Below are 25,824 nucleotides of genomic sequence, written 5' to 3' on the forward strand. Positions count from 1 at the left end.
GTGTTGCTTGAAACTGATTCTTAGAAGTTGCCCTGCACCCAGCTCTTGATGCGATCGAGCAGCGCCGCCTTGGGCTCGTCGCTGCTGTAGCTGTCGCGGCTGCCGATGCCGGAGAAGGAGATGCCGTCGGATTGCTTCTGCAACCCGTACAGCAGCAAGCCGACGCCGGTGGAATAGATCGGGTTGCGCACCACGTCGGACAGGCCCCTGACACTGTGGGGTACGCCCAGGCGAACCGGCATGTGGAAAATTTCCTCTGCCAGTTCCACTGCGCCTTCCATCTTCGCGGTGCCGCCAGTGAGCACGATGCCGGCCGGGATCAGGTCTTCGTAGCCACTGCGACGCAACTCGGCCTGGATCAGGGTGAACAGTTCGTCATAGCGCGGCTCGACCACTTCGGCCAGGGCCTGGCGCGACAGCTCGCGCGGTGGACGGTCGCCGACACTCGGCACCTTGATGGTTTCGCCGGCACCGGCCAGCTTGGCCAGGGCGCAGGCGTAGCGGATCTTGATTTCCTCGGCGTACTGGGTCGGAGTGCGCAGGGCCATGGCAATGTCGTTGGTCACCTGGTCGCCGGCAATCGGGATCACCGCGGTGTGACGGATCGCGCCTTCGGTGAAGATCGCCATGTCGGTGGTACCGCCACCGATATCCACCAGGCACACGCCCAGCTCTTTCTCGTCGTCGGTGAGTACCGAATAGGCCGAGGCCAGTTGCTCGAGAATGATGTCGTCGATTTCCAGGCCGCAGCGACGCACGCACTTCTCGATGTTCTGGGCCGCGTTCACCGCACAGGTCACCACGTGCACCTTGGCTTCCAGACGTACGCCAGACATGCCCAGGGGTTCGCGCACGCCTTCCTGGTTGTCGATCACGTAGTCCTGCGGCAGGGTGTGCAGAACCCGCTGGTCCGCCGGGATCGCCACGGCCTGGGCCGCATCGAGAACCCGCTCCAGGTCCGCCGAGCTGACTTCACGATCACGGATCGCCACGATGCCGTGGGAGTTCAGGCTGCGAATGTGATTGCCCGCCACACCGACGAAGGCCGAGTGGATACGGCAGCCCGCCATCAGTTGTGCTTCTTCTACCGCGCGCTGGATCGACTGCACGGTGGACTCGATATTCACCACCACGCCCTTCTTCAGGCCGCGGGAAGGATGGGTACCAATACCGACGATTTCCAGCGAGCCATCGGCCGCGACTTCGCCCACCAGCGCCACCACCTTGGAGGTGCCGATATCCAGGCCGACGATCATTTTGCCGCTTTGCACATTTGCCATGGTCCTGCCTCTTCTTAATTCTTCGCGACGGCAGGTTGCGCCGTCGTGGGTGCCGCTGGATCGCGCCAGCCGACGGCCAGGCCGTTGGCGTAGCGCAGATCGATGCGCGCGATGTTCGTAATCTGTTCTTTCAGCGTTTTTTCATAAATGGCAATGAAGCGGCGCATCTTTTCCACCAGATGATCGCGTCCCAGCAGCAACTCGATACCCGGGCCGGCACTGCCGGCACCGGTGGTCAGGAACCAGCTGCCGCGCTCGCGCAGCTCCAGACGGGCAATCGAGAAGCCCAGGGGCCGCAGCATCTGGCTCAACACCTGATACTGCTGCATCACTTGCTGCTGGGCCCGCTGAGGCCCGAACAACTGCGGCAAGTGTTCATAGTTCGCCAGTTCACGCGGGGTGAAGGCCTGTCCCTGGTTGTTCAACAGTGCCTCGTCGCCCCAACGGGCCACCGGCAGCTGTTCTTCCAGGCGAATCACCACCTGGTCCGGCCACACCCGACGCACTTCGGCGTGGGCGATCCATGGCATCTGCTCAAGCTCCGTGCGCATGCTCGCCAGGTCGATGGTGAAGAAGCTCGCCGCGACGTAAGGCGCGATCCGCTGCTGCACCGCCTGCTGGCTGATGTAGCTCAAGTCGCCCTGTACGGCGATCTTGGTAATCGGACGGTCGGCATAGGGCAACAGGCGTTGGGCACCTTCATAGGTACCAAAGCCCAATGCCACCAGCAGCACCGGCCAGAACAGGCTTTTCAGAAAGCCGAAGTTGGCTTTCGGCAGGCGCACCGACATCGGCTCTTTGGCCACCATCCGGCTGGCACCCCGCGGCACCGGCTTGCGGCCGGGTGCAGGTGGCTGATGACGAAGCGACGCGCCTTGCATGGACTTAACCTCTCGCCTCAAGACTGGCTGCCAGGATGGCCACGACCAACTGCTGGAAATCCAGGCCCGCCGCACGGGCGGCCATCGGCACCAGACTGTGGTCGGTCATCCCCGGAGCGGTATTCACTTCCAGGAACCAGAACTGCCCTTGAGCGTCCTGCATCACATCGGCACGTGCCCAACCGGCGATACCGAGTGCCTCACAGGCTTTCGCCGTGAGGTCCATGAGTTCCTGTTCCTTGGCGCTGTCGAGCCCGCACGGAATCCGGTACTGGGTATCGGAAGCCAGGTACTTGGCGTCGTAGTCGTAAAATGTGTGGGGGGTACCCAGGGCGATCGGTGGCAACACCTGATCGCGCAGGGTCGCGATGGTGAACTCAGGACCCTGGATCCATTGCTCGACCAACACTTGCGAATCGTAGGTACTGGCCGCCTTCCACGCGTCGATCAATTCGGAGGCGGAAGTCACTTTGGCCATACCGATACTGGAGCCTTCATGAGCCGGTTTGACGATCAAAGGCAGGCCCAGTTCCGCCACCGCGGAAATACAGTCGGCTTCGCTGGTCAATACGGCGTGGCGCGGCGTCGGAATGCCCAGGCTGTGCCAGACCTGCTTGGTGCGCAGCTTGTCCATGGCCAGGGCTGAGGCGAGTATGCCGCTGCCGGTGTAGGGAATGCCCAGGCACTCCAACAGACCTTGCATGCTGCCGTCTTCACCACCACGGCCGTGGAGAATGATGAAGGCGCGATCGATCTTCTCGTTCAGCAGGCGCTGCAGGAAGTCATCACCGACGTCGATGCCGAACGCATCCACTCCCGCACTCAGCAGCGCATCGAGCACCGCATTGCCGGATTTGAGGGACACCTCGCGCTCGGCGCTCTTGCCGCCGAACAGCACGGCGACACGCCCGAAATCCTGCGGTGCGATCGTCGAGATCAGGTTGGCGTAGGCCGCAGTCATTTGGCTTTCCCCTGGCCGGCCGCTACAGCGCCGGCAAACAATGGACTGCTCAACAGTTTCGGGGCCAGGCCGCCGATATCACCAGCGCCCTGGCACAGCAGAATGTCGCCCGCGCGCAGCAGTGGCTTGACCAGGGGCGCGAGATCGACCCCACGTTCGATGTAGATCGGATCCAGTTGGCCACGCTGCCGAATGCTGTGGCACAGCTGGCGGCTGTCGGCACCGGGAATCGGCTCTTCGCCGGCCGGGTAGACCTCCATCAACAGCAGTACGTTGGCATCGGCCAGCACTTGCACGAAGTCGTCGTACAGGTCCCGGGTGCGACTGAACCGGTGCGGCTGGTAGACCATTACCAGGCGACGCTCCGGCCAGCCACCACGGACAGCCTTGATCACCGCGGCGACCTCGGTCGGGTGGTGCCCGTAGTCGTCCACCAGCATCACGTTGCCGCCTTCCACCGGCAGTTCGCCGTAGACCTGGAAGCGCCGGCCCACGCCCTGGAAGCCCGACAGCCCCTGGACGATGGCTTCATCGCTGATGCCCTCGTCGGTGGCGATGCAGATGGTCGCCAGGGAATTGAGCACGTTGTGGTTGCCCGGCATGTTCACCGACACGTCCAGCGGCTCGCGGTCGCGACGCAGCACGGTGAAGAAGGTCTGCATGCCTTGCTGGCGAACATTGATCGCGCGCACGTCGGCTTCTTCGCTGAAGCCATAGGTCACGGTCGGACGCTTGACCTGGGGCAGGATCTCACGCACCACCGGGTCGTCCAGGCACATTACCGCCAGCCCGTAGAACGGCAGGTTGTGCAGGAAGTCGACGAAGGTCTTCTTCAGCTTGTTGAAGTCACCGTCGTAGGTCGCCATGTGGTCGGCGTCGATGTTGGTGACCACGGCCACCAGCGGCTGCAGGTGCAGGAAGCTGGCATCGCTTTCATCGGCTTCGGCGATCAGGTAGCGGCTGGTACCCAGCTGGGCATTGGTGCCCGCTGCATTCAGCCGGCCACCGATGACGAAGGTCGGGTCCAGGCCGCCAGCGGCGAATACCGAAGCCAGCAGGCTGGTGGTGGTGGTCTTGCCATGGGTACCGGCCACGGCCACGCCGTGGCGGTAGCGCATCAGTTCGGCGAGCATCTCCGCCCGCGGCACCACCGGAATACGCCGCTCCAGTGCGGTGGCGACTTCCGGGTTGGAGGTATTCACGGCGCTGGACACCACCAGCACATCGGCATTGGCGGCATTCTCGGCACGGTGACCGATGAAGATCTGCGCACCAAAAGACTCCAGGCGCTCGGTGACTGGCGACGCCTTGAGGTCGGAGCCGGACACCTGATACCCCAGGTTCAGCAGCACCTCGGCAATCCCGCACATGCCCACGCCGCCGATGCCGACGAAGTGGATACGACGGATACGGCGCATTTCCGGTTGCGGCATGGCTTTCTGATTCTCAACCATGGGCCACCTCCAGGCAGATATCCACCACGTTGCGGGTGGCGTCGGGCTTGGCGAGACGGCGCGCGGCCTGGGCCATGTTGTCGAGTCGTTCTGGTTGCATCAAAACCTCTGTCAGGCGAGCGGCAAGGTCCGCTGCACCAGTCGTTCTTTGCGGCATCAGGAAGGCGGCGCCTTCACGAGCCAAATAGTCGGCATTGCGGGTCTGGTGATCGTCGATCGCATGGGGCAGCGGCACCAGCATCGAGGGCAGACCGGCGGCAGCCAGTTCACTGACGGTCAACGCACCTGCGCGACAGACCACCAGGTCGGCCCAGCCATAGGCTTGGGCCATGTCTTTGATAAAGGGCTGCACCTGCGCCTCGACGCCGGCGGCGCGATAACGCTCTGCAGTGACTTCATCGTGGTTTTTACCGGCCTGATGGAACACCTCCGGACGCAGCTCGGGGGCGACCTGTGCCAGGGCTTCCGGCAGTAGCTTGTTCAGCGGCTCTGCCCCCAGGCTTCCACCCAGGATCAGTAAACGTGCCTTGCGTCCGGCCAGGGCCTCGCGCGGTGTTTCGAGGAACAGTTCGGTGCGTACCGGATTGCCCGTGGTGCGGCGGCTGTCGGACGCCCCGAAAGTGTCCGGGAAAGCTTCGCAGACTCGGGCGGCCAACGGCACCAGCAGCCGATTGGCGGTACCGGCCACGGCGTTCTGCTCGTGAACGATGACCGGCACTCCGGACAATTTGGCAGCGACCCCACCAGGACCGGTCACATAACCGCCAAAACCCAGCACACAGACCGGCTTCAACTGGCGAATGATCCGCCGGGCCTGGAGCACGGCCTTGACCAGCACGAACGGCGCCTTGAGCAGGGACAGCTTGCCCTTGCCCCGCAGCCCGGTGACGTTGATCAGGTGCAAGGGCAGTCCGGCCGCGGGAACCAGGTCGTTCTCGATCCCCCGGGGCGTACCCAGCCAATGCACGCTGTAGCCGCGAGCCTGGAACTCACGGGCACAGGCCAGCGCCGGGAACACATGGCCACCGGTGCCGCCCGCCATGATCAGCACGTTAGCGCCCATGGGTCGGCTCCTCGGCAAAGTCACTTTCACTGAACTCCATCTCTTCACTGCCCAGGTGGGTCCTGCTCTCCCACTCGATGCGCAGCAACAACCCGAGACAGGCGCAGCAGATCACCAGCGAGCTGCCGCCATAACTGAGGAAGGGCAAGGTCAGGCCCTTGGTCGGCAGCAGGCCGACGTTCACCCCGATATTGATCAGGAACTGGCCGATCCACAGGAACGACAGCCCGTAAGCGACATAGGCGGCGAAGAATTGCTTGGCCTTCTCGGCCCAGAGGCCGATGTACATGCCACGGATACAGACGAAGACGAACAGGGCCAGGGTCAACAGAGAACCCACGGCGCCCAGCTCCTCGGCCAGTACCGAGAACACGAAGTCGGTATGGGCTTCAGGCAGGTAGAACTGTTTCTGCACGCTGTTGCCCAGGCCAACGCCCAACCATTCCCCGCGACCAAAGGCGATCAACGCCTGGGACAGCTGGTAACCGGCACCGAACTGGTCTGCCCAGGGATCGGCGAAGTTGGTCAGGCGCGCCATTCGATAGGGCTGCATCTGGATCAGCAACACCACCGCCGCCACTGCCAGGACCACCATCAGGGAGAAACGGAACAGCCCGACCCCGCCCAGGAACAGCATCGCCGCAGCGGCCCCCATCATCACCACGGTGGCGCCAAAGTCCGGCTCCATCAGCAGCAGGCCGGCCATGGGCAGCAGCACGATGAACGGCTTGAAGAAACCCATCCAGCTTTCACGCACTTCTTTCTGGCGCCGCACCAGGTAGCCGGCGAGGTAGATCACCACGAATACCTTGGCGATCTCGGAAGGCTGGACGTTGAAGAAACTGAAACCGATCCAGCGCATCGAGCCGTTCACTTCACGGCCGATGCCCGGGATGATCACCATCACCAGCAAACCGAATGCCCCGATCAGCAGCAACCAGCCCAGGCGTTGCCAGGTGGCGATCGGAATCATCATGGTGACAATGCAGGCCCCCAGGCCCAGCAGGATGTAGATCAGGTGGCGAATCATGTAGTACAGGGCGCTGCCCGACTGCGCCGCCGCCACCTCGGTGGAAGCCGATGCAATCATCACCAGCCCCAGGCCGAGCAGGGTCAGGCACCCGGCGAGCATCGGAAAATCGAGGTCGATCCCGCGCCCGGTGATGATCGGCGAAGGGTAAGGCTTGATGATATTTCTCAGGTTCATGCCAATTCCTCCACGACGCGGACGAACTGGTGACCACGGTCTTCGTAATTCTTGAACATGTCGAAACTGGCACAGGCGGGCGACAGCAGCACCACATCGCCTGGCTGGGCCGCAGCGCGGCATTGCTCCACGGCCTCGACCAGCGAACCGACGCGAATCAGCGGTGCGGCGTTGCCAATGGCCTCACCGATCTTGTCGGAGTCGCGGCCCATCAGGATCACCGCGCGGCAGTTGGCAGCCACCGGGTCGCGCAGGTCCTTGAAGTCGGCGCCCTTGCCGTCGCCGCCGGCAATCAGCACGATCTTGCCGTCGATGTCAGCGCCCAGGCCTTCGATGGCCGCCAGGGCGGCACCGACATTGGTGGCCTTGGAATCGTTGTAGTAACCCACGCCATCCAGGTCGCGTACCCATTGGCAGCGGTGCTCGAGACCGGAGAACGTGCGCAGGGCCGAAAGCATGGCGTCGAACGGCAACCCGACCGCATGCCCCAGGGCCAGTGCCGCCAGGGCATTGGACTGGTTATGGGCGCCCCGCACCTTCAGCTCGCGCACCGGCATCAGATTCTGAAATTCGAAGGCCAGGTATTTTTCGCCGTCTTCTTCACGCAGGCCGAAAGCCTTGAAGTCGGGCTTGCTCAGACCGAAGGTCCAGCACGGCAGGCCTTCGCCGATCAGCGGCCGGGTCAGGGCATCCTGGCGGTTGAACACCACCTGCCGGGCGCCACGGAAGATCCGGTGCTTGGCCAGGTGATAGGCCGGCAGGCCGCTGTAGCGGTCCATGTGGTCTTCGCTGATGTTCAGCACGGTGGCCACTTCGGCGCCCAGCTGGTCGGTGGTTTCCAGCTGGAAGCTGGACAGTTCCATCACGTACAGCTCGACGTCGTCACTGAGCAGGTCCAGCGCCGGGGTGCCGAGGTTGCCGCCCACCGCCACACGCTTGCCGGCGGCCGCTGCCATCTCGCCCACCAGGGTGGTCACGGTGCTCTTGGCGTTGGATCCGCTGATGGCGACGATCGGCGCCTTCGCGTTACGCGCGAACAGCTCGATATCACCGGACAGTTTCACCCCACGGGCAGCAGCGGCCTGCAGGGCCGGGGTCGCCAGGGCCAGGCCGGGGCTCACGTAGAGCTCGTCGGCACGGCACAGGAAATCGACATCCAGCTCGCCACAACGCACTTCCACCTGGGGATAGTCACGCCGCAGCGTGGCCAGCTCAGGTGGATTCTCCCGCGTATCGGCCACCGCAAAAGCGACGCCCCGGCTCGCCAGGAAGCGAACCAGGGACATGCCGCTCTTGCCGAGGCCGACAACGATGCGGAAGTGGTCAGAAGCGATCAGAGACACTCGTTCTACCTCAGCTTCAGGGTGGCAAGGCCGATCAACACGAGAATCACGGTGATGATCCAGAAACGGACGATCACCCGTGGCTCGGGCCAGCCCTTGAGTTCAAAGTGGTGGTGAATCGGCGCCATGCGAAAGACCCGGCGGCCGGTCAGCTTGAAGGAGGCCACCTGGATCACCACGGACAGGGTTTCCATCACGAACACGCCGCCCATGATGAACAGCACGATTTCCTGGCGCACGATCACCGCGATGGTGCCCAGGGCCGCGCCCAGCGCCAGCGCGCCGACGTCACCCATGAACACTTGCGCCGGATAGGTGTTGAACCACAGGAAGCCCAGCCCCGCACCGATCAGCGCGCCACAGAACACAATCAGCTCGCCCGCCCCCGGTACATAGGGAATCAGCAGGTATTCGGCGAACTTCACGTTACCCGACAGGTAGCAGAAGATGCCCAGCGCACCGCCCACCATCACCGTTGGCATGATTGCCAAGCCGTCGAGGCCATCGGTGAGGTTGACCGCGTTGCTCGAACCGACGATGACGAAGTAGGTCAGGACCACGAAACCGATACCCAGGGGAATGCTCACGTCCTTGAGCATCGGGATCAGCAGAGTGGTTTCCACCGGGCTCTGGGCCGTCATGTAAAGGAAGATCGCAGCGCCGAGGCCGAACACCGACTGCCAGAAATATTTCCAGCGGCTCGGCAGGCCCCGGGAGTTCTTCTCGATCACCTTGCGGTAGTCGTCGACCCAGCCGATGGCGCCAAAGGCCAGGGTCACTATCAGCACCACCCAGACATAGTGGTTGCGCAGGTCGGCCCAGAGCAGGGTGCTGATGCCGATGGCCGAAAGAATCAGCGCGCCGCCCATGGTCGGCGTACCCGACTTGGACAGGTGCGACTGCGGGCCGTCATTACGCACGGACTGGCCAATCTGTCGGTTTTGCAGAGTACGGATCATCCACGGACCCAGGCACAGCGCCAAAGACAGCGCAGTCAGTACCCCGAGAATCCCGCGCAGGGTCAGGTACTGAAAGACCGCGAAGCCTTTGTAGAACTGTTGCAGGTACTCCGCTAGCAGCAGCAGCATTAATGTTTCACTCCGTCTTTTTCTTGAAGAGCGGAACCGCACAAAGCCGCGACGATGTTTTCCATCACCGCGCTGCGCGATCCCTTGATCAAAATGGTGGTATTCGGGTCTTGCTCGACGTCCAGGGCCGCAATCAGGTCAGCCTGGCTGGCGAAGTGGCGGGCGTGTTCGCCGAAGGCGGCGACGGCATGGGCCATCATCGGGCCAACGGCGTAGAGGGCCGAAACCTTGCCAGCGGCATATGCACCTACTTCGCGGTGCCCCTGCTCCGCCCACTCGCCCAACTCGCCGATGTCTCCGAACACCAGGACGGTGCGACCGGAAAAGCCGGCGAGTATATCAACGGCCGCGCACATTGAGGTGGGGTTTGCGTTGTAAGTGTCATCAATGACGCGCATGCCGTTCTTCGCCAATTGGGCAACGGTGCGGCCCTTGACCGGCTGCACCGCATTGAGCCCGGTGGCGATGCCGAACAGCGATACGTCCATGGCATAGGCCGCCGCCGCCGCGGCCAGCGCGTTGGCGACATTGTGGGTGCCCAACAGATTCAGCTGGACCCGCTCCGACCCCTTGGGGCTGTGCAATATAAAGGAAGGACAACCGCGGGCATCGCGACCGATGTCGCTGGCATGGAAGTCCGCGGCGCTGTCGATGAGGGCGAAGGTCAGCACCTGACGGCCGCCAGCACGGGTCTTCCAGATCGGGAACGCCTTGTCATCCAGGTTGAGCACGGCAATCCCGGTGGCATCGAGGCCTTCAAGGATCTCGCCCTTGGCTTCGACAATCTTCTCCGGGCCACCGAACTCACCGACATGGGCGGTACCGGCATTGTTGATGATCGCCACATGGGGCCGGGTCATGGCCACGGTGTAGGCAATCTCACCGATTCGCGAGGCACCCAGCTCGATCACCGCAGCGGTGTGTTCGGGAGCCAGCTCGAGCAAGGTCAAGGGTGCTCCCAGGTCATTATTCAGGTTGCCGCGCGTGGCCAGCACCGGCCCGCGGGTACGCAAGATGCTCGCGAGCATTTCCTTGACCGTGGTCTTGCCGCTGGAGCCGGTTACCGCAGCAATCGGCCGAGTGAAACCGCCACGATTGAGCGCACCCAATTGCCCCAATGCCAGGCGAGTGTCCTTGACCAGCAGTTGCGGCAGCGTGCTGTCAGGCACCTCCCGCTCCACCAGTGCAGCTACGGCGCCCTTGGCTGCCACCTCATTCAAATAGTCATGACCATCGAAACGCGGACCGGTCAGCGCGATGAACAGTTGCCCGCCCTGAATCGCCCGGCTGTCGATGCTGACACCACTGAAACGGGCATCGCCCGCGATCAGGCGGGCGTTCAAAGGGGCTGCGACCTCACTGAGTTGCAGGGTTTTAAGCATGCCCCACCTCCCAGGCGGTCAGGGCCTTGTCGGCTTCGGCCAGATCGGAAAAGGCCTGGCGCTGGCCGTTGATTTCCTGATAGTCCTCATGCCCCTTGCCGGCCAGTACCACCACGTCATCCGCCGATGCCGAAGCGATCAACCGGGTGATCGCAAGACCGCGACCGGCGACAAACTCGACCTTGTCCACCGCATTGAAGCCCGCGCGAATGTCATCGAAAATCTGCACCGGGTCTTCGCTGCGTGGATTGTCATCGGTGACCAGCACGCCATCGGCCAGGCGCTCGACCACTTCGGCCATCAATGGACGCTTGCCACGGTCACGATCGCCACCACAACCAAACAGGCACAACAGACGGCCCTTGGTATGGGGGCGCAGAGCCAGCAGGACTTTTTCCAGGGCGTCGGGGGTATGGGCGTAGTCCACCACCACCAGCGGCTGGGTACCACCGCCCAGGCGCTGCATGCGTCCGGCGGGGCCTTCAAGCTTGGGCAGCACAGCGAGGATTTCATCCAGCGCGTATTCCAGTCCCAGCAACGCCCCCACGGCCGCCAGCACGTTGCTCAGGTTGAAGCGTCCGAGCAGGCTGCTGCGCAAATGATGCTCGCCCTGTGGAGTAACCAGGGTCGCGCGTACGCCATCGTCGTCAAAACGGGCTTCGCGGCAATACAGGTAAGCCGCAGAATCCTCGAGGCTGTAGGTGATCAGCCGCGACTCGCGCTTGTCTGCCGCCAGTTGCCGGCCAAAATCGTCGTCGAGGTTGATCACCCGGCAACGCAGGTCAGGCCAGCCGAACAGCTTGGCCTTGGCCGCGCCATAGGCTTCCATGGTCCCGTGGTAATCCAGATGGTCACGGGACAGATTGGTCAGCACCGCCACATCGAAGGCCAGGGCTGCCACGCGCCCTTGGTCCAGCCCGTGGGAGGAAACCTCCATGGCCACAGCCTTGGCGCCGGCATTCTTCAGATCGGCCAGGGTCGCCTGGACGGCAATCGGGTTCGGCGTGGTGTGCAGGCCGCTTTCCAGTGCGCCATGGAAACCTGTGCCCAGGGTACCCACCAGCCCGCAACGCTGGCCGAGCAGGTCAAGGGCCTGGGCCACCAGTTGGGTGACGCTGGTCTTGCCATTGGTACCAGTCACGCCCACCAGGTTCAACTGGCGGCTCGGGTCGCCATAGAAGCGTCCGGCGATATCCGAAAGCTGCGCCGCCAGCCCCTTGACCGGAATCAACGGTACATCGGTCAACGGCAGCACCGTTGCCCCTTCCACTTCATAGGCAACCGCCGCAGCGCCGCGCTGCAAGGCATCGGCAATGTGCGCACGGCCATCGAACTTGGCCCCAGGCACCGCCAAGAACAAATCGCCAGCGCGAACATTGCGGCTGTCCAGGGTCAACTCGCGGATCAGCAGGTCACGACCGGCGTGGGCGAAAATCTTGTTCAGGCTAAGAGACATTAGCCGCGCCCTCCATTGGCTCGTACTGGGGTACCGGATGCCGCATTGGCCTGCTGCGTGGTCGGCAGGTTATCGGGGGTGATGTTCATCAGGCGCAGGGTGCCGGACATGACCTTGCTGAATACCGGCGCCGATACCAGGCCGCCGAAGTAGCCAGCCTTGCTCGGCTCATCGATCACCACCACGATGGCGTAGCGCGGATCGCTCATCGGGCCGAAACCGGCAAACAGCGAGCGATAGGAGTTCTCCGCATAGCCCTTGGTGCCCACGGAGGTTTTACGTGCGGTACCACTCTTGCCCGCCACGTGATAAGCCGGCACCTGGGCACGGAACACACCACGCGGGGCCTCGATCACTTGCTGGAGCATGCCCTGCATGGTCTTGGCGACGTTTTCCGGGATCACCTGGGCAGTCTGCGGCGCCTTGTCGGCCTTGATCAGCGTCAGTGGCGCGATGCGTCCGTTATTGGCCAGCGCAGAGAACGCGTGCACCAGCTGGATAGCGGTCACCGAAAGGCCGTAGCCATAGGACAGGGTGGCGGTTTCAGCCTTGCGCCACTCACGGTAGTTCGGCAGGTTGCCAACCCGCTCGCCCGGGAAGCCAAGGCCGGTGTCCTGACCCAGGCCGATTTTCTGCGCGAGACGGAAGATGGTTTCGCCGCCGATATCGAAGGCGACCTTGCTCATGCCGACGTTACTGGAGTTGATCAGGATGCCGGTCAGATCCAGTACCGGGCCTTCGGTCTTGGACACGTCACGAATGGTGTACTTGCCCAGTTGCAGGGTGCCCGGATAGACCTCGACGGTATCACTGGGCTTCCAGCGCCCGGTTTCCAGGGCGGCACTCATGGAGATCGCCTTCATGGTCGAGCCGGGCTCGAACACGTCGATCATCGCGCGGTTGCGCATCATTGCCGGCTGCAGGTTGCGGCGGTTGTTCGGGTTGTAGGTCGGCTGGTTGACCATGGCCAGGATCTCGCCGGTCTTCACATCCATGATCACCAGGCTGCCGGCCTTGGCGCCGTTCTCGACGATGGCGTTACGCAGTTCACGGTTGGCCAGGTATTGCAGGCGCAGGTCAATCGACAATGCCAAGGGCTTGCCGGCCTTGGCATTCTTGGTGACCTGGACATCCTTGATCAGTCTGCCGCGCCGATCCTTGATCACCTGACGCTTGCCGGCAACTCCGGCGAGCCATTCGTCATAGGCCAGCTCGACCCCTTCGCGGCCACGATCATCGATATCGGTGAAGCCCACCATGTGCGCAGTTACTTCGCCAGCCGGGTAGAAGCGACGGAATTCCTCGATGCCATAAACGCCCGGGACCTTCAGATCGAGCACGGCCTGGCCCTGCTCCGGAGTCAGGCCCCGAACCAGGTAAATGAATTCTTTATTGGCCTGGGCTTCCAGGCGCTCGGCCAGGGCCTTTGGCGACTGGCCGAGAGCCATGGCCAATGCCGGCCAACGATCCTTGGCCAACTGCATTTCCTTGGCATTGGCCCACAGGGTGGTTACCGGCGTACTGACCGCCAGAGGCTCGCCATTGCGATCAGTGATCAGGCCACGGTGGGCCGGAATCGGAATGTGCCGGACGCTGCGAGCGTCGCCCTGCCCCTTGAGGAAGTCGCGATCGACCACCTGCAGGTCGACAATGCGCCAGGCAATCGCGGCGACCATGATCGCCAGCAAACCCAGCACCACACGAAAACGCCAGGGATAGAGCGCACCTTCAAGTTTCATGGCGCCACCATTCGAACTTCAGCCGCACCGGGGATGCGCATTTTCAGTTGCTCGGTGGCCAGCACTTCGATCCGACTATGGGCGGTCCAGGTACTTTGCTCGAGAATCAGACGCCCCCACTCAGCCTGCGCCTTGTCACGCACACTCAACTCGCCGTACAGCGTATTGAGCAGCTGACGGTTCCAGTGGGTGCTGTAGGAGACCGCAATCGCGGACACCAGTACGCCGACAAAGAGCAAAAGCATGAAAAAGCTTCCGCCGGGAAGTGGCTTGGCGAAAAGCTTGTTCACCGAAGCTTCTCCGCAACACGCATGACGGCACTACGGGAGCGAGGGTTGGCTTTGAGTTCGGCCTCGGAGGCGAACTGCGCTTTGCCATGGATCTTGATTTTCGGCACGAAGGCTTCGAAACGTACCGGCAGATTACGCGGCAGATTGTCGCTCTCGCCTTTCACCAGGCGCCGCATGAACAATTTGACAATGCGGTCTTCCAGGGAATGGAAGCTGATCACCACCAGGCGACCGCCCACTTCCAGGGACTCCAGGGCAGCCTCAAGGCCGGCCTCCAGGTCACCCAACTCATTGTTCACGTGGATACGCAGGCCCTGGAAGGCACGGGTTGCCGGGTTCTTGCCTTTTTCCCAGGCGGGGTTGGCAACCTTGAGTACTTCGGCCAGATCCGCGGTACGGGTAAAAGGCTGGATTTCACGACGCTCGACCACGGCGCGAGCCATGCGGCCGGAGAAACGCTCTTCGCCGTATTCCTTGAACACCCGGGCAATTTCTTCCACAGGCGCTGTGGCAATGAACTCTGCGGCGCTGATGCCCCGCGTCGGATCCATGCGCATGTCCAGCGGGCCATCGTTGAGAAAACTGAAACCGCGCTCCGGGTCATCCAGCTGCGGCGAGGACACACCAAGATCCAGCAGGACACCACTGACCTTGCCGCCCAGCCCACGCTCGGCGACTTCCGAACCCAGCTCGGCAAAACTGCGCTGTACAACGACAAAGCGGCCGTCTTCGGCCGCTAGCGCTTGCCCGGTGGCAATCGCTTGGGGGTCCTTGTCGAATCCGAGGAGCCGGCCCTCCGTCCCAAGCTTGCTGAGAATCAGCCGGCTATGCCCGCCACGGCCGAAGGTGCCATCCAAATAGCAGCCATCAGGGCGTACGGCGAGAGCCTCGACGGCTTCGTCAAGCAGTACGGTGATGTGGTTAAAGCCGCTATCAATAGTCACAGGATCAAATCACGCAGTTCATCAGGCATCGCGCCCGGTTGTTGAATAGCTGCCAGGTCCGCTGCAGAAACAGCATTCCAGGCATCCTCGTCCCACAATTGGAACTTGTTCAGTTGGCCCACCAACATTGCGCGCTTATCCAACTTGGCATATTCACGCAGGCGCGGCGGCACCAGAAAACGACCACTGCCGTCGAGTTCGAGATCGACGGCATTACCAATCAGCAAACGCTGCAAGCGACGGTTTTCTTCGCGCAGCGAAGGCAGTGCGCGCAGTTTGGTTTCTATCAACTCCCACTCATCGAGGGGGTAAACGCACAAACAAGGATCAACAGCGTCGATCGTGACGATTAACTGTCCGGAACTTCGCGAAACGAGCTCGTCACGATACCGGCTCGGCATGGCGAGACGGCCTTTTGCATCGAGACTGATAGCGTTAGCTCCGCGAAACACGTCAGCGTTTCTCCAAATTTTAGCGTTTTGCGCTCAAAAAACCCACTTCATGCCACTTTCCGCCACTTGCGCACACTATAGGAATGCGCCCACACCACCGTCAAGGCGCGCAGCGACGGAAAAGCCTTATAGAACGGAGATTTAGGACGCTAAAAGGAGAGGTAACGGGAATTCGAGGGGTGTTTCGAAGCATTAACTTCAAACAGCTCATTGAGCTACAGCACGAAGTTAAAGTGATTTGTTAAGAGTAAGAATTTTTCGGTATTACCAGAACGCTTCTGCTATTGATTCAAGCAGGGAGGGAAAAGGTGGAGAGTCGATCTGTAAGCCGGGTTCTGTCGAGGACAGTCATTCCTCTACGATGGCCATCACTGGACATCTTTAGCAACCTACCCGGTTCCAGCGCGGGCCACGCCTTGGAACCCTATTTGGTCTTGCTCCGAGTGGGGTTTACCTAGCCACGAACTGTTACCAGACGTGCGGTGCGCTCTTACCGCACCTTTTCACCCTTACCGGCACCGAAGTGCTTAGGCGGTTATTTTCTGTGGCACTTTCCGTAGGCTCACGCCCCCCAGGCATTACCTGGCACTCCGCCCTATGGAGCCCGGACTTTCCTCCCCCCTCTAATTTTCATAGAGGGCAGCGACTGTCCAATCGACTCTCCGCCGCGCAGGTTAACGGCAGAGCGGCCTAAGAACAAGCGCTAAAAGCCTTTGGCCACCCTGCTACGCAATTTATTGTTCTTTCTGTTTATTCAAGGCCACCTGGTACAACACATTCTTGCGCTCACCGGTGATTTCCGCCGCCAGCGCCGCGGCCCTCTTGAGGGGCATTTCCTTGAGCAGCAGATCAAGCACACGCATCGATTCGCTACTGATCGCCTCATCACTCTCCGGCGCCGTCCAGCCCGCCACCAGCACCACGCACTCGCCGCGCTGCTGATTGCTGTCGGACTCGACGAACTGACGCAACTCGGAAAGCGGCAAGCCCTTCAGGGTCTCGAAGGTCTTGGTCAACTCGCGCGCCAGCAGAGCTGGCCGCTCGCCACCAAACACCAGCTCCATATCCTGCAGACACTCGAGGATTCGATGCGGCGCCTCGTAGAAAATCAGCGTGCGCGGCTCTTCCTTTACCTGCTCCAGACGAGCCCGACGCCCAACCGCCTTGGCCGGCAGAAACCCCTCGAAGATGAATCGATCAGACGGCAGCCCCGCCGCCGACAATGCCGCGATCAGCGCACAGGCGCCTGGGACCGGCACCACATTGATCCCTGCCGCCCGCGCCTGGCGCACCAGGTGATAACCCGGATCGGAGATCAACGGGGTTCCGGCATCGGAGATCAGCGCCACGTCATCCCCCGCCAATAGGCGAGTGATGAAACGACTGCCTTCATCACGCTCGTTGTGCTCATGGCAGGCCGCCAAAGGCGTGGAGATACCGAAGTGCTGCATCAGGCGCTGGGAGTGCCGAGTATCCTCGGCAGCGATCAAGGACACCTCACGCAACAACTTCAGGGCCCGGGCGCTGATGTCGTCCAGGTTGCCGATGGGCGTCGCCACCACATAAAGCGAACCCGCAGCGGAATTCAAAGGACCTGGAGCAGTCAAAGCGCACACCTCTTGATCGGCAAAAGCGCCATTGTAGCGCGTTGAGGCACCCACAAGACGCGTCACAATCGCTCAACCTCCCAAGCCTTTGTGGCCTTTTATGCGCCACGGCAACATTTGCAGCCGTTAAATAGACGGTTTATCACCAGCAACATCGCGCCCCGGCCAGCGCTTGGGTACAATTCCACGCTCATTTGATCGAGTATCAGGAACACTTACATGATCGCTTGCCTGCGGCTGTTTCTCGCCCTCTGCCTGGCTACCCTTCTGGTGGCTTGCGCCAGCTCGCCCTCTTCCAGCCTTGGCGAACTTCCACGGACACCGGATGCCAGCATCGAGCAACTGCTCGAGCAGGCCGCCACCAGCAAAAGCCCGGACAAGGCGGCCTTGCTGCGCTTGAGCGCCGCCGACCTGGCCTATCGCCAAGGCAACGCCGGGCGCGCCGGACAAATCCTCCAGCAAGTACCACTGGATTCACTCAAACCTGCCCAGCAGATCTTCGCCAGCACTCTCTCCGCAGAACTGGCCATGGTGCGCAATCAACCCAAGGCCGCACTGACTGCGCTGAGCCACCCCAGCCTGCAACACCTGGGCGAACTGCCGGCAGGCCAGCAGATCCGCACTGGCAGCGTCCAGGCCCGCGCCCTGGAGGCCGACGGCCAGACACTGGCAGCCGCCAAGGCACGGATCCTGCTCGCGCCCCTGCTCAAAGATGATGCCGCAGCCAAAAACCACGAAGCGATCTGGGCCCTGATTGCTGCATTACCCACCGATCAACTGCAGCCCACCGGGAACGACAACCTGGCCGGTTGGATGAGTCTGGCCCTCGCCGTCAAGACCGCAGGCACCCTGGAACAGCAACAAGCAGCCATCGATAGCTGGCGCGCACAAAACCCTGCGCACCCTGCTGCCGTGCAACTGCCACAACCCCTGATCAAGCTCAAGGAACTGGCCAGCCAGCCAGTGTCGAAAATCGCTTTGCTGCTGCCACAGGACGGCCCTCTGGCCTCGGTATCGAAGGCCCTGCGTGAAGGCTTCATGGCCGCTCACTACCAAGCCCAGCAAGCCGGCCAGAACCCGCCAAGCATCGAGTTCTATGACAGCTCGCGCCTGACCTCTGTGGATGACTTCTACCGCAAGGCCCAGGCCGCCGGCGTTCAACTGGTAGTCGGCCCACTGGAAAAACCACTGGTCAAGCAACTTGCCGCCCGCCCGCAACTGCCCATCACCACGCTGGCCCTGAACTACAGCGAGGGCGAACAAGGCCCCGCGCAACTGTTCCAGTTCGGCCTGGCTGCCGAAGACGAGGCTCGTGAGGTGTCCCGCCGCGCCCGCGCCGACGGTCTGCATCGTGCAGCAGCGCTGGTCCCTCGAGGCGAATGGGGCGATCGCGTGCTCAAGGCCTTCCGCCAGGACTGGGAAGCCAACGGTGGCAGCGTGATTGGCATTGAACGGGTTGACCAACCCGTTGCCCTGGCCCAGCAGATTGCCGACCTGTTCCAGCTCCGCCAGAGCGAAGGTCGCGCCAAGAGCCTGCAGAGCACCGTAGGCACTCAGGTTGCTGCGCAGCCGGCACGCCGCCAGGACATCGAGTTCATCTTCCTCGCTTCCACGCCGCAACAGGCGCAACAGATCAAGCCGACCCTGAACTTCCAGTACGCTGGCGACGTTCCGGTGTACGCCACCTCCAACGTGTTCAGCGCCAGCGGCGATGTGAACCAGTACAACGACATGAACGGCGTGATGTTCTGCGAAACTCCGTGGCTGCTGGATGCCAACAGCCCGCTGCGTCGCCAGGTCACCGCACAATGGCCCCAGGCCGGCGGCAGCCTCGGCCGCCTGTATGCCATGGGTGTCGACGCCTACCGCCTGGCACCACGCCTGGGCCAGCTCAAGGCCCTGCCAGACAGCCGGATCGAAGGCGAGTCCGGCAGCCTGGGCATGGCTGCAGGCCAGCGGATCGAGCGCCAGCTGCCCTGGGCCAAGTTCGTCAGCGGCCAGGTCACTCGCCTGCCCGACACGCCGCGCTAATGCCTCAGGGATCAAGCCAGCAAAGCGGACGAGATGCCGAAAGCCAAGCGCTCAGGCATCTCCAACAGCAAGGACTGCGCCTACTGGCGCAGAACTGGTTGTGCAAACGCGGCGAGCTTGATCTGGTCATGCTTGACGGCGATACAGTAGTATTCGTCGAAGTCCGCTACAGACAACACAGGCAATGGGGTGGCGCTCTGGACAGTATCGATGGGCGCAAACGCCAAAAACTGATCCTTGCCGCGCAGATCTTTCTGCAAAGCGAGTCACGCTGGTCAAACCACCCCTGCCGTTTCGACGTGGTCGCCATTGACGGCGCCGCAGGTGCGCAAGCCCGCTTGAACTGGCTACGCAATGCCTTTGACAGCTGAAAGACGCCCTCAGGCCGCACCTACTTTCACTCAACTTTTTTGCTCTTTGCTTTGCGGGCTGCACATTTACGTGCCACCAAGCCGCGCTACTTAAGGTCACACAGATGGACATGCAATCCCGAATTCGCCAGCTTTTTCAGGCCAGTATCGACACCAAGCAACAGGCGATGGACGTACTTGCACCGCACATCGAGCAAGCCAGCCAGGTCATGGTCAACGCCCTCCTCAACGAGGGCAAGATGCTTTCCTGCGGCAATGGCGGCTCCGCCGGCGACGCCCAGCACTTCTCCTCAGAACTGCTCAACCGCTTTGAGCGCGAGCGCCCGAGCCTGCCGGCCATCGCCCTGACCACCGACAGCTCCACCATCACTTCGATCGCCAACGACTACAGCTACAACGAAGTGTTCTCCAAGCAGATCCGCGCCCTGGGGCAACCCGGCGACGTGCTGCTGGCGATTTCCACCAGCGGCAACTCGGCGAACATTATTCAAGCCATCCAGGCCGCACATGATCGAGAAATGATTGTCGTAGCATTGACCGGTCGCGATGGCGGGGGCATGGCCTCTCTGCTGCTACCCGAAGATGTCGAGATTCGCGTACCGGCCACCGTCACCGCACGTATTCAAGAAGTCCACCTGCTGGCGATCCACTGCCTCTGCGACTTGATCGACAGCCAATTGTTCGGGAGTGAAGAATGACCCCTAATCGCCTTGGCCTGCTGGCCTTGACCCTCTGCCTGAGCATCACTGGTTGCAGCTCGGTGATCACCGCCACCCGCGACAAACCCATCGACGACGATCGCGGCACCCGTACCTTTGGCAGCAAGATCGACGATTCGCTGATCGAAACCAAAGTCGCGGTCAACGTTGCCAAAGCCAACCCGGACCTGGAAAACGCCTCGCACATCGTCGTCACCAGCTTCAACGGCATCGTGCTGCTGGCCGGACAGACCCCACGCCCCGACCTCAAGGCCATGGCCGAGCAGGCCGCCAGCGAGGTCCAGCGCGTCAAGAAGGTGCATAACGAGTTGCAGGTCCTGCCGCCGTCAGGCTTTCTGGCACGCCAGAACGATGGCTGGCTGACCACCAAGATCAAGACCCAGATGCTCACCGATGCCAGCATTCCCGCCTCGCGCATCAAGGTCGTGACCGAGAACGGCATCGTGTACCTGCTGGGCCTGCTGACCCAACAGGAAGCCGCCCAAGCCACCAACCTGGTGCAAGGCGTCTCCGGCGTACAGAAGATCGTCAAACTGTTCGAGTACATCGACTGACATCAGGCGCAGCCAGAGACAAAAAAAGGCGACCCATCCGGATCGCCTTTTTTATTACTTGACCACCTTCAAACTGGGCCGACCGCTAGGGCGCGGCGGCTCATTATCAGGCGGTAGATCGTCATCGGTTTCGATCTCGTCTTCCTCATCAAGAGGCGACTCCAGATCAAAGACCATGCCCTGACCATTTTCCCGTGCGTAGATCCCGAGGATCGCCGCAACCGGTACATGCAGGCTGTGAGGCACGCCACCAAAGCGCCCCTCGAACGTCACTGAATCGTTATCCATGTGCAGATGACGAACGGCACTGGGAGAAATGTTCAGGACAATCTGTCCGTCACTGGCAAAACCCTGGGGCACCTGCACCGCCGGGTAATCGGAATTGACCAGCATGTGCGGGGTGCAATCGTTGTCCACAATCCACTCATAGAGCGCGCGGACCAGATAAGGTCGACTGGAGTTCATAGCGGCTCCTTAAGCCTCAGCGCATATCGCGTTCGACGCCAGACAGACTTGCCTGGAAAGCCTCACGCGCAAATTGGCGTTCCATATAATCAAGCAGCGGCTTGGCCTGCCGCGGCAACTCGATACCCAGGATCGGCAATCTCCAGAGTATGGGGAGTAGGCAGCAGTCCACCAGGCTTTGTTCCTCACTGAGGAAAAATGGCTTGTCGGCGAACAAGGGTGAAACCCCGGTCAAGCTCTCACGCAATTCCTTGCGCGCCTGCACCCGTGCTGCTTCCTTGGTCCGAGAATCAAGGATCAGGTCGACCTGACCACACCAGTCACGCTGGATCCGGTGTATCAGCAAACGGCTGTTGGCTCGCGCCACAGGATAAACCGGCAGCAGTGGCGGATGCGGATAACGCTCATCCAGGTACTCCATTACCACTGTCGATTCCCACAACGCCAGGTCACGATCGACCAGCGTAGGCAGACTCCCATAAGGGTTCACTTCGATCAGCTTCGGCGGCTGACGCCCCGCCTCCACACTGATGATCTCGGCGCTGACACCCTTCTCCGCGAGCACGATGCGCACTCGATGGGAATAGTGGTCGGCGGGGTCGGAGTAACAGGCCAACCGATTGGTCACGCCCATGGCGATCCTCCTCGCTTGTTGAAATTATCGGAAGCAGAAAAAACGAGCGCGCCCTGAAGGCGCCTCTGGTAACAACCCCCGAATGATACAGGGTTGTTACAGTTTCAGAGACGCCCTTGGGCGCGCACGTTCAACAACTGATGCTTAAAACGCTATCAATGCACATCCTTCCAGTATTCGCGCTTGAGCAGATAGGCGAAGACGAAGAAGAAGGCCAGGTACAACAGTACGTAAGTACCGATGCGCTGGTGCTGCAGCTTGACCGGGTTGGCCGAGTAGGCCAGGAAAGTCACCAGATTCTTGACCTTCTCGTCGAACTGCGCCTCGTTGAGGGTACCGGTGTTTTCCTTGATGGTCAGCTGATCGCAAGCCTCATGAGTCAGCGGCGTGCCAGTCAGCGGATCGTATTGCTTCTTGCCGTCCTCGACGATCTGGACCTGCTTGCAACCGATCACCTGGCGACCCTGCAGCCCCACCAGAACGTTAGGCATGCCCACGTTCGGGAAGACCTTGTTGTTCACGCCCCAAGGGCGCGCCGGGTCTTCGTAGAAGGACTTGAGGTAGCCATAGAGCCAATCGGTACCGCGAACGCGAGCCACCAGGGTCAGGTCAGGAGGAGCGGCACCGAACCAGTTCTTCGCGTCTCCGGGCTGCATGCCGATGTTCATGTGATCGCCAATCTTGGCACCAGTGAACACCAACTTGCTCATCATCAAGTCGTGAGGGATACCCAAGTCATCGGCAACCCGCTCATAACGCTGGAACTTGGCGCTGTGACAGCCCATGCAGTAGTTGGCAAAGGTACGCGCACCATCCTGCATGGCCGCCTTGTCAGACAGATCGATGTCGACCTTTTCCAACTCGGCGCCGTGCTCGGCCGCGAAAGACAATACAGGCATAGCAGCAAGAATCAGTACAGCAAATAACTTTTTCATCAGCCAGTCACCCTTTCCGGAACCGGTTTGGTCTTCTCGAGCCTGGTGTAGAACGGCATCAGAATGAAGTAGGCGAAGTACAGGAAGGTACATACCTGCGACAGCAACGTACGGCCCGGAGTCGGTGCGAGCACGCCCAGCACGCCCAGGATCACGAACGAGATGCAGAACACCACCAGCCAGATCTTGCTCAGCCAGCCTTTGTAGCGCATGGACTTGACCGGACTGCGGTCCAGCCAGGGCAGGACGAACAACACGGCAATGGCAGCACCCATGGCGACAACGCCCATGAGCTTGTCTGGAATCGCACGCAAGATTGCGTAGAACGGAGTGAAGTACCACACCGGGGCAATGTGTTCAGGCGTCTTGAACGCGTTAGCTTGTTCGAAGTTCGGCTTCTCGAGGAAGTAACCGCCCATTTCCGGGAAGAAGAACACGATCGAGCAGAAGATGAACAGGAACACCACCACACCAACGATATCTTTCACGGTGTAGTAAGGGTGGAAAGGAATGCCGTCCAGCGGAATGCCGTTCTCGTCCTTGTTCTTCTTGATGTCCACGCCATCCGGGTTGTTCGAACCCACTTCGTGCAGCGCCAGGATGTGCAGCACCACCAGACCGAGAATCACGATCGGCAGGGCCACGACGTGCAGGGCGAAGAAGCGGTTCAGGGTGATTCCGGAAATCAGATAGTCACCACGAATCCACTGGGTCAGGTCGTCGCCGATGACCGGGATCGCACCGAACAGCGAGATGATCACCTGGGCACCCCAGTAGGACATCTGGCCCCACGGCAGCAGGTAGCCCATGAAGGCCTCGGCCATCAGCGCCAGGTAGATCAGCATGCCGAACAGCCACACCAGCTCACGTGGCTTCTGGTACGAACCGTAGAGCAGGCCACGGAACATGTGCAGATAGACCACGATGAAGAATGCCGAAGCACCCGTGGAGTGCAGCAGACGCAGGATCGCGCCGTACTCGACATCACGCATGATGTATTCAACGGAAGCGAACGCCTCTTCCGCCGACGGGGTGTAGCTCATGGTCAGCCAGACACCGGTAACGATCTGATTGACCAGAACCAGCAGCGCCAGGGAGCCAAAGAAATAGAAGAAGTTGAAGTTCTTCGGAGCGTAATACTTGCTGAGATGGTCTTCCCACATTTTGGTCGCGGGGAAGCGCGCATCAACCCAATCCATGAACTTGCTCATCACGCTTTCTCCGTGTCGACGCCAATGACAATGAGGTCATCCGACTCATAGGAATGCGGGGGTACTGGCAGGTTCAAAGGCGCAGGTTGCGACTTGTAGACGCGACCAGCCAGATCGTAGTGGGAGCCGTGGCAAGGGCAGAAATAGCCACCTACCCAGTCCTTGCCCAGATCGGCGGGTGCCACTTCAGGACGGAAGGTCGGAGAACAGCCCAGGTGAGTGCAGATACCGATCAGCAGAAGGATCTCTGGCTTGATCGAACGCACTTCCGGATCAACGTAGGTTGGTTGTACCGAGTTCTTGGAGTCAGGGTCAGACAGCTGGCCCTCGATCTTTTTAAGATTTCCCAGGATCTCCTCGGTACGGCGGACGATGAACACCGGCTGACCGCGCCACTCAGCAATCATCTGCTGGCCTGGATCGATCTTGCTGATATTCACTTTCACCGGTGCCCCTGCGGCTTTCGCCTTGGCACTGGGAAACCATGACCCCACGAACGGGACCGCAGCCCCCACCGCTCCAGCAGCACCCACCACGGATGTGGCTGCTACCAAGAAGCGACGCCGGCCTGCATTCACGCCGTCATTGCTCATTCAGTCCTCTCCCATCAGCTTTGTGGCCTGTTAAATCAGGCATCTACTAAGTAAAAATCTGAACTTATAAAAATTTTGCCGAATGGTAATGAAAAGCCCCTATTCTGACAAGGTAATTACCAAGCCGGCCAAGCCCGAAGCCTTGCAGTATAGGGCCTCCGCGGATGTGGCAAGTTGTCACAGAGCAAATTCTAGACAATAAAAAACGCCCAGCTCCGCAAGGAGGCTGGGCGTTTTTTGGAACGCAGTAGCGAATTAACGCTTGGAGTATTGCGGACGCTTACGCGCTTTACGCAGACCCACTTTCTTACGTTCAACTTCACGGGCGTCACGAGTAACGAAGCCAGCTTTGCGCAGAGCGCTGCGCAGGGTTTCGTCGTAGTCCATCAGAGCACGAGTGATACCGTGGCGGATTGCGCCAGCCTGACCACTTACACCACCGCCGATGACGGTAACATAGATATCGAACTTCTCAACAGTCTCGGTCAGCTCCAGCGGTTGACGAACTACCATGCGGGCAGTTTCGCGACCGAAGAAGTTTTCCAGAGTGCGGTTGTTGATGGAGATGTTGCCAGTGCCCGGACGCAGGAAAACGCGTGCGGTTGCAGTCTTGCGACGGCCAGTGCCGTAATTTTGAGTCGCCGACATAATGAACTATTCCGTTAAATCTTCAGTTCTTGGGGCTGCTGAGCAGTATGAGGGTGTGCAGCGCCCGCATAGACTTTCAGCTTACGGTACATGTCGCGACCCAGCGGGTTCTTAGGCAGCATGCCTTTTACCGCGGTCTCGATCACGCGCTCAGGGGCCTTGGCGATCAGTTTTTCGAAGTTGATCGACTTGATACCGCCCGGGAAACCGGAGTGGGAGTAGTACATTTTGTCAGTGGTTTTAGCGCCAGTAACACGTACCTGCTCGGCATTGATCACGACGATGTAGTCGCCGGTGTCAACGTGAGGAGTGTACTCAGGCTTGTGCTTGCCACGCAGACGGCTCGCGATTTCGGTGGCCAGACGACCCAGGGTCTGACCAGCAGCGTCGACGACGAACCAGTCGCGCTTTACTGTTTCCGGTTTAGCAGTAAAAGTTTTCATTCTTTATAGCCTCAGGGGCCGCCCAGCAAAATAGACGGCGGATCTTACTGAATAGTGCTTACTTTGACAAGGT

At 61.0% G+C, this 25,824-nt stretch carries 26 protein-coding genes and 1 other RNA gene; 4 read left to right on the forward strand and 23 right to left on the reverse strand.

The annotated features are described in order from the left end of the window. Positions 1–20 precede the first annotated feature (20 nt). The 16 genes from ftsA to rsmI all read right to left on the reverse strand — a co-directional run bounded on the left by ftsA (position 21) and on the right by rsmI (position 17,129). Positions 21–1,280, reverse strand: a complete 1,260-nt coding sequence (ftsA, locus tag ACZ5BO_RS28805; RefSeq protein WP_025129467.1) for a cell division protein FtsA — start codon at positions 1,278–1,280, stop codon at positions 21–23. Between the two features lie 14 nt (positions 1,281–1,294). After that, on the reverse strand, positions 1,295–2,161 hold the full coding sequence (locus ACZ5BO_RS28810; protein ID WP_025129466.1) for a cell division protein FtsQ/DivIB: 867 nt from the start codon (positions 2,159–2,161) through the stop codon (positions 1,295–1,297). A gap of 4 nt (positions 2,162–2,165) precedes the next feature. Beyond that, positions 2,166–3,122: a D-alanine--D-alanine ligase gene (locus tag ACZ5BO_RS28815; protein ID WP_025129465.1), complete on the reverse strand. Its 957-nt coding sequence runs from the start codon at positions 3,120–3,122 to the stop codon at positions 2,166–2,168. Continuing rightward, the gene (murC, locus tag ACZ5BO_RS28820) at positions 3,119–4,576 is read right to left on the reverse strand and encodes a UDP-N-acetylmuramate--L-alanine ligase (protein WP_464697159.1); all 1,458 of its coding nucleotides are present in this window, start codon (positions 4,574–4,576) and stop codon (positions 3,119–3,121) included. Before murC ends, ACZ5BO_RS28815 begins: the two co-directional genes overlap by 4 nt. Further along, positions 4,569–5,639, reverse strand: coding sequence for an undecaprenyldiphospho-muramoylpentapeptide beta-N-acetylglucosaminyltransferase (gene murG, locus ACZ5BO_RS28825; protein WP_025129463.1), 1,071 nt, complete (start codon positions 5,637–5,639; stop codon positions 4,569–4,571). The genes murC and murG overlap by 8 nt, the downstream gene beginning before the upstream one ends. After that, positions 5,629–6,846, reverse strand: coding sequence for a putative lipid II flippase FtsW (gene ftsW, locus ACZ5BO_RS28830; RefSeq protein WP_025129462.1), 1,218 nt, complete (start codon positions 6,844–6,846; stop codon positions 5,629–5,631). Before ftsW ends, murG begins: the two co-directional genes overlap by 11 nt. Continuing rightward, entirely contained in the window at positions 6,843–8,189 is a 1,347-nt protein-coding gene (gene murD, locus ACZ5BO_RS28835; protein ID WP_025129461.1) for a UDP-N-acetylmuramoyl-L-alanine--D-glutamate ligase, read from the reverse strand. The genes ftsW and murD overlap by 4 nt, the downstream gene beginning before the upstream one ends. A 5-nt stretch (positions 8,190–8,194) precedes the next feature. Continuing rightward, the gene (mraY, locus tag ACZ5BO_RS28840; RefSeq protein WP_025129460.1) at positions 8,195–9,277 is read right to left on the reverse strand and encodes a phospho-N-acetylmuramoyl-pentapeptide-transferase; all 1,083 of its coding nucleotides are present in this window, start codon (positions 9,275–9,277) and stop codon (positions 8,195–8,197) included. Further along, a complete protein-coding gene (locus ACZ5BO_RS28845; protein ID WP_464697160.1) occupies positions 9,277–10,659 on the reverse strand; it encodes a UDP-N-acetylmuramoyl-tripeptide--D-alanyl-D-alanine ligase in 1,383 nt (460 codons plus the stop codon). The genes mraY and ACZ5BO_RS28845 overlap by 1 nt, the downstream gene beginning before the upstream one ends. Continuing rightward, positions 10,652–12,115, reverse strand: a complete 1,464-nt coding sequence (locus tag ACZ5BO_RS28850) for a UDP-N-acetylmuramoyl-L-alanyl-D-glutamate--2,6-diaminopimelate ligase (RefSeq protein ID WP_025129458.1) — start codon at positions 12,113–12,115, stop codon at positions 10,652–10,654. The genes ACZ5BO_RS28845 and ACZ5BO_RS28850 overlap by 8 nt, the downstream gene beginning before the upstream one ends. Beyond that, entirely contained in the window at positions 12,115–13,854 is a 1,740-nt protein-coding gene (locus ACZ5BO_RS28855; RefSeq protein ID WP_464697161.1) for a peptidoglycan D,D-transpeptidase FtsI family protein, read from the reverse strand. Before ACZ5BO_RS28855 ends, ACZ5BO_RS28850 begins: the two co-directional genes overlap by 1 nt. Then, entirely contained in the window at positions 13,851–14,144 is a 294-nt protein-coding gene (ftsL, locus tag ACZ5BO_RS28860; RefSeq protein ID WP_025129456.1) for a cell division protein FtsL, read from the reverse strand. The genes ACZ5BO_RS28855 and ftsL overlap by 4 nt, the downstream gene beginning before the upstream one ends. Further along, on the reverse strand, positions 14,141–15,088 hold the full coding sequence (gene rsmH / locus ACZ5BO_RS28865; protein ID WP_464697162.1) for a 16S rRNA (cytosine(1402)-N(4))-methyltransferase RsmH: 948 nt from the start codon (positions 15,086–15,088) through the stop codon (positions 14,141–14,143). Before rsmH ends, ftsL begins: the two co-directional genes overlap by 4 nt. Continuing rightward, positions 15,085–15,540 carry a division/cell wall cluster transcriptional repressor MraZ gene (gene mraZ, locus ACZ5BO_RS28870; protein WP_011063319.1) on the reverse strand — a complete coding sequence of 152 codons (456 nt, stop codon included), beginning with the start codon at positions 15,538–15,540 and terminating at the stop codon, positions 15,085–15,087. Before mraZ ends, rsmH begins: the two co-directional genes overlap by 4 nt. A 308-nt stretch (positions 15,541–15,848) precedes the next feature. After that, positions 15,849–16,202: RNase P RNA component class A (gene rnpB, locus ACZ5BO_RS28875), an RNA gene on the reverse strand. Positions 16,203–16,274: 72 nt separating this feature from the next. Beyond that, complete coding sequence (rsmI, locus tag ACZ5BO_RS28880; RefSeq protein ID WP_177330284.1) at positions 16,275–17,129, reverse strand: 16S rRNA (cytidine(1402)-2'-O)-methyltransferase; 855 nt, start codon at positions 17,127–17,129, stop codon at positions 16,275–16,277. Positions 17,130–17,366: 237 nt separating this feature from the next. On the opposite strand from rsmI, the gene ACZ5BO_RS28885 reads away from it, so the two are divergent. The 4 genes from ACZ5BO_RS28885 to ACZ5BO_RS28900 all read left to right on the forward strand — a co-directional run bounded on the left by ACZ5BO_RS28885 (position 17,367) and on the right by ACZ5BO_RS28900 (position 20,822). Further along, a complete protein-coding gene (locus tag ACZ5BO_RS28885) occupies positions 17,367–19,178 on the forward strand; it encodes a penicillin-binding protein activator (protein WP_464697163.1) in 1,812 nt (603 codons plus the stop codon). Next, a complete protein-coding gene (locus tag ACZ5BO_RS28890) occupies positions 19,178–19,549 on the forward strand; it encodes a YraN family protein (protein WP_464697164.1) in 372 nt (123 codons plus the stop codon). The genes ACZ5BO_RS28885 and ACZ5BO_RS28890 overlap by 1 nt, the downstream gene beginning before the upstream one ends. 104 nt (positions 19,550–19,653) lie before the next feature. Then, a complete protein-coding gene (locus tag ACZ5BO_RS28895; RefSeq protein ID WP_015636934.1) occupies positions 19,654–20,247 on the forward strand; it encodes a phosphoheptose isomerase in 594 nt (197 codons plus the stop codon). Then, positions 20,244–20,822, forward strand: a complete 579-nt coding sequence (locus ACZ5BO_RS28900; protein WP_025129451.1) for a BON domain-containing protein — start codon at positions 20,244–20,246, stop codon at positions 20,820–20,822. Before ACZ5BO_RS28895 ends, ACZ5BO_RS28900 begins: the two co-directional genes overlap by 4 nt. A 54-nt stretch (positions 20,823–20,876) precedes the next feature. Here ACZ5BO_RS28900 and ACZ5BO_RS28905 read toward each other — a convergent pair whose 3' ends face one another. The 7 genes from ACZ5BO_RS28905 to rplM all read right to left on the reverse strand — a co-directional run bounded on the left by ACZ5BO_RS28905 (position 20,877) and on the right by rplM (position 25,751). Further along, positions 20,877–21,287 (reverse strand): ClpXP protease specificity-enhancing factor, encoded by a 411-nt coding sequence (locus ACZ5BO_RS28905; RefSeq protein ID WP_464697165.1) that lies wholly within the window; start codon positions 21,285–21,287, stop codon positions 20,877–20,879. A 16-nt stretch (positions 21,288–21,303) separates the two neighbouring features. Continuing rightward, positions 21,304–21,921, reverse strand: a complete 618-nt coding sequence (locus ACZ5BO_RS28910) for a glutathione S-transferase N-terminal domain-containing protein (protein WP_025129449.1) — start codon at positions 21,919–21,921, stop codon at positions 21,304–21,306. 155 nt (positions 21,922–22,076) lie between these two features. Continuing rightward, complete coding sequence (locus tag ACZ5BO_RS28915; RefSeq protein ID WP_025129448.1) at positions 22,077–22,856, reverse strand: cytochrome c1; 780 nt, start codon at positions 22,854–22,856, stop codon at positions 22,077–22,079. Next, positions 22,856–24,067 carry a cytochrome b gene (locus tag ACZ5BO_RS28920; RefSeq protein WP_025129447.1) on the reverse strand — a complete coding sequence of 404 codons (1,212 nt, stop codon included), beginning with the start codon at positions 24,065–24,067 and terminating at the stop codon, positions 22,856–22,858. The genes ACZ5BO_RS28915 and ACZ5BO_RS28920 overlap by 1 nt, the downstream gene beginning before the upstream one ends. After that, complete coding sequence (gene petA / locus ACZ5BO_RS28925; RefSeq protein ID WP_025129446.1) at positions 24,067–24,660, reverse strand: ubiquinol-cytochrome c reductase iron-sulfur subunit; 594 nt, start codon at positions 24,658–24,660, stop codon at positions 24,067–24,069. Before petA ends, ACZ5BO_RS28920 begins: the two co-directional genes overlap by 1 nt. A 255-nt stretch (positions 24,661–24,915) precedes the next feature. Next, on the reverse strand, positions 24,916–25,308 hold the full coding sequence (gene rpsI, locus ACZ5BO_RS28930) for a 30S ribosomal protein S9 (RefSeq protein WP_025129445.1): 393 nt from the start codon (positions 25,306–25,308) through the stop codon (positions 24,916–24,918). Between the two features lie 14 nt (positions 25,309–25,322). Beyond that, positions 25,323–25,751 carry a 50S ribosomal protein L13 gene (rplM, locus tag ACZ5BO_RS28935; protein ID WP_007928449.1) on the reverse strand — a complete coding sequence of 143 codons (429 nt, stop codon included), beginning with the start codon at positions 25,749–25,751 and terminating at the stop codon, positions 25,323–25,325. Positions 25,752–25,824: the final 73 nt, after the last annotated feature.

The organism is Pseudomonas sp. FFPRI_1, from assembly GCF_055384485.1.

What these genes read in the sequence shown, in the direction of transcription:
- ACZ5BO_RS28885 (WP_464697163.1), top strand. Translation starts at nt 17,367, where the DNA reads ATGATCGCTTGCCTGCGGCTGTTTCTCGCCCTCTGCCTGGCTACCCTT.
- ACZ5BO_RS28815 (WP_025129465.1), bottom strand. Translation starts at nt 3,122, where the DNA reads ATGACTGCGGCCTACGCCAACCTGATCTCGACGATCGCACCGCAGGAT.
- ftsW (WP_025129462.1), bottom strand. Translation starts at nt 6,846, where the DNA reads ATGAACCTGAGAAATATCATCAAGCCTTACCCTTCGCCGATCATCACC.
- rpsI (WP_025129445.1), bottom strand. Translation starts at nt 25,308, where the DNA reads ATGTCGGCGACTCAAAATTACGGCACTGGCCGTCGCAAGACTGCAACC.
- murG (WP_025129463.1), bottom strand. Translation starts at nt 5,639, where the DNA reads ATGGGCGCTAACGTGCTGATCATGGCGGGCGGCACCGGTGGCCATGTG.
- ACZ5BO_RS28910 (WP_025129449.1), bottom strand. Translation starts at nt 21,921, where the DNA reads ATGGGCGTGACCAATCGGTTGGCCTGTTACTCCGACCCCGCCGACCAC.
- ACZ5BO_RS28890 (WP_464697164.1), top strand. Translation starts at nt 19,178, where the DNA reads ATGCCTCAGGGATCAAGCCAGCAAAGCGGACGAGATGCCGAAAGCCAA.
- ACZ5BO_RS28915 (WP_025129448.1), bottom strand. Translation starts at nt 22,856, where the DNA reads ATGAAAAAGTTATTTGCTGTACTGATTCTTGCTGCTATGCCTGTATTG.
- ACZ5BO_RS28895 (WP_015636934.1), top strand. Translation starts at nt 19,654, where the DNA reads ATGGACATGCAATCCCGAATTCGCCAGCTTTTTCAGGCCAGTATCGAC.
- ACZ5BO_RS28845 (WP_464697160.1), bottom strand. Translation starts at nt 10,659, where the DNA reads ATGCTTAAAACCCTGCAACTCAGTGAGGTCGCAGCCCCTTTGAACGCC.
- ACZ5BO_RS28850 (WP_025129458.1), bottom strand. Translation starts at nt 12,115, where the DNA reads ATGTCTCTTAGCCTGAACAAGATTTTCGCCCACGCCGGTCGTGACCTG.
- petA (WP_025129446.1), bottom strand. Translation starts at nt 24,660, where the DNA reads ATGAGCAATGACGGCGTGAATGCAGGCCGGCGTCGCTTCTTGGTAGCA.
- ACZ5BO_RS28920 (WP_025129447.1), bottom strand. Translation starts at nt 24,067, where the DNA reads ATGAGCAAGTTCATGGATTGGGTTGATGCGCGCTTCCCCGCGACCAAA.
- ACZ5BO_RS28855 (WP_464697161.1), bottom strand. Translation starts at nt 13,854, where the DNA reads ATGAAACTTGAAGGTGCGCTCTATCCCTGGCGTTTTCGTGTGGTGCTG.
- rplM (WP_007928449.1), bottom strand. Translation starts at nt 25,751, where the DNA reads ATGAAAACTTTTACTGCTAAACCGGAAACAGTAAAGCGCGACTGGTTC.
- murC (WP_464697159.1), bottom strand. Translation starts at nt 4,576, where the DNA reads ATGGTTGAGAATCAGAAAGCCATGCCGCAACCGGAAATGCGCCGTATC.
- ACZ5BO_RS28810 (WP_025129466.1), bottom strand. Translation starts at nt 2,161, where the DNA reads ATGCAAGGCGCGTCGCTTCGTCATCAGCCACCTGCACCCGGCCGCAAG.
- ACZ5BO_RS28905 (WP_464697165.1), bottom strand. Translation starts at nt 21,287, where the DNA reads ATGAACTCCAGTCGACCTTATCTGGTCCGCGCGCTCTATGAGTGGATT.
- ACZ5BO_RS28900 (WP_025129451.1), top strand. Translation starts at nt 20,244, where the DNA reads ATGACCCCTAATCGCCTTGGCCTGCTGGCCTTGACCCTCTGCCTGAGC.
- ftsA (WP_025129467.1), bottom strand. Translation starts at nt 1,280, where the DNA reads ATGGCAAATGTGCAAAGCGGCAAAATGATCGTCGGCCTGGATATCGGC.
- mraY (WP_025129460.1), bottom strand. Translation starts at nt 9,277, where the DNA reads ATGCTGCTGCTGCTAGCGGAGTACCTGCAACAGTTCTACAAAGGCTTC.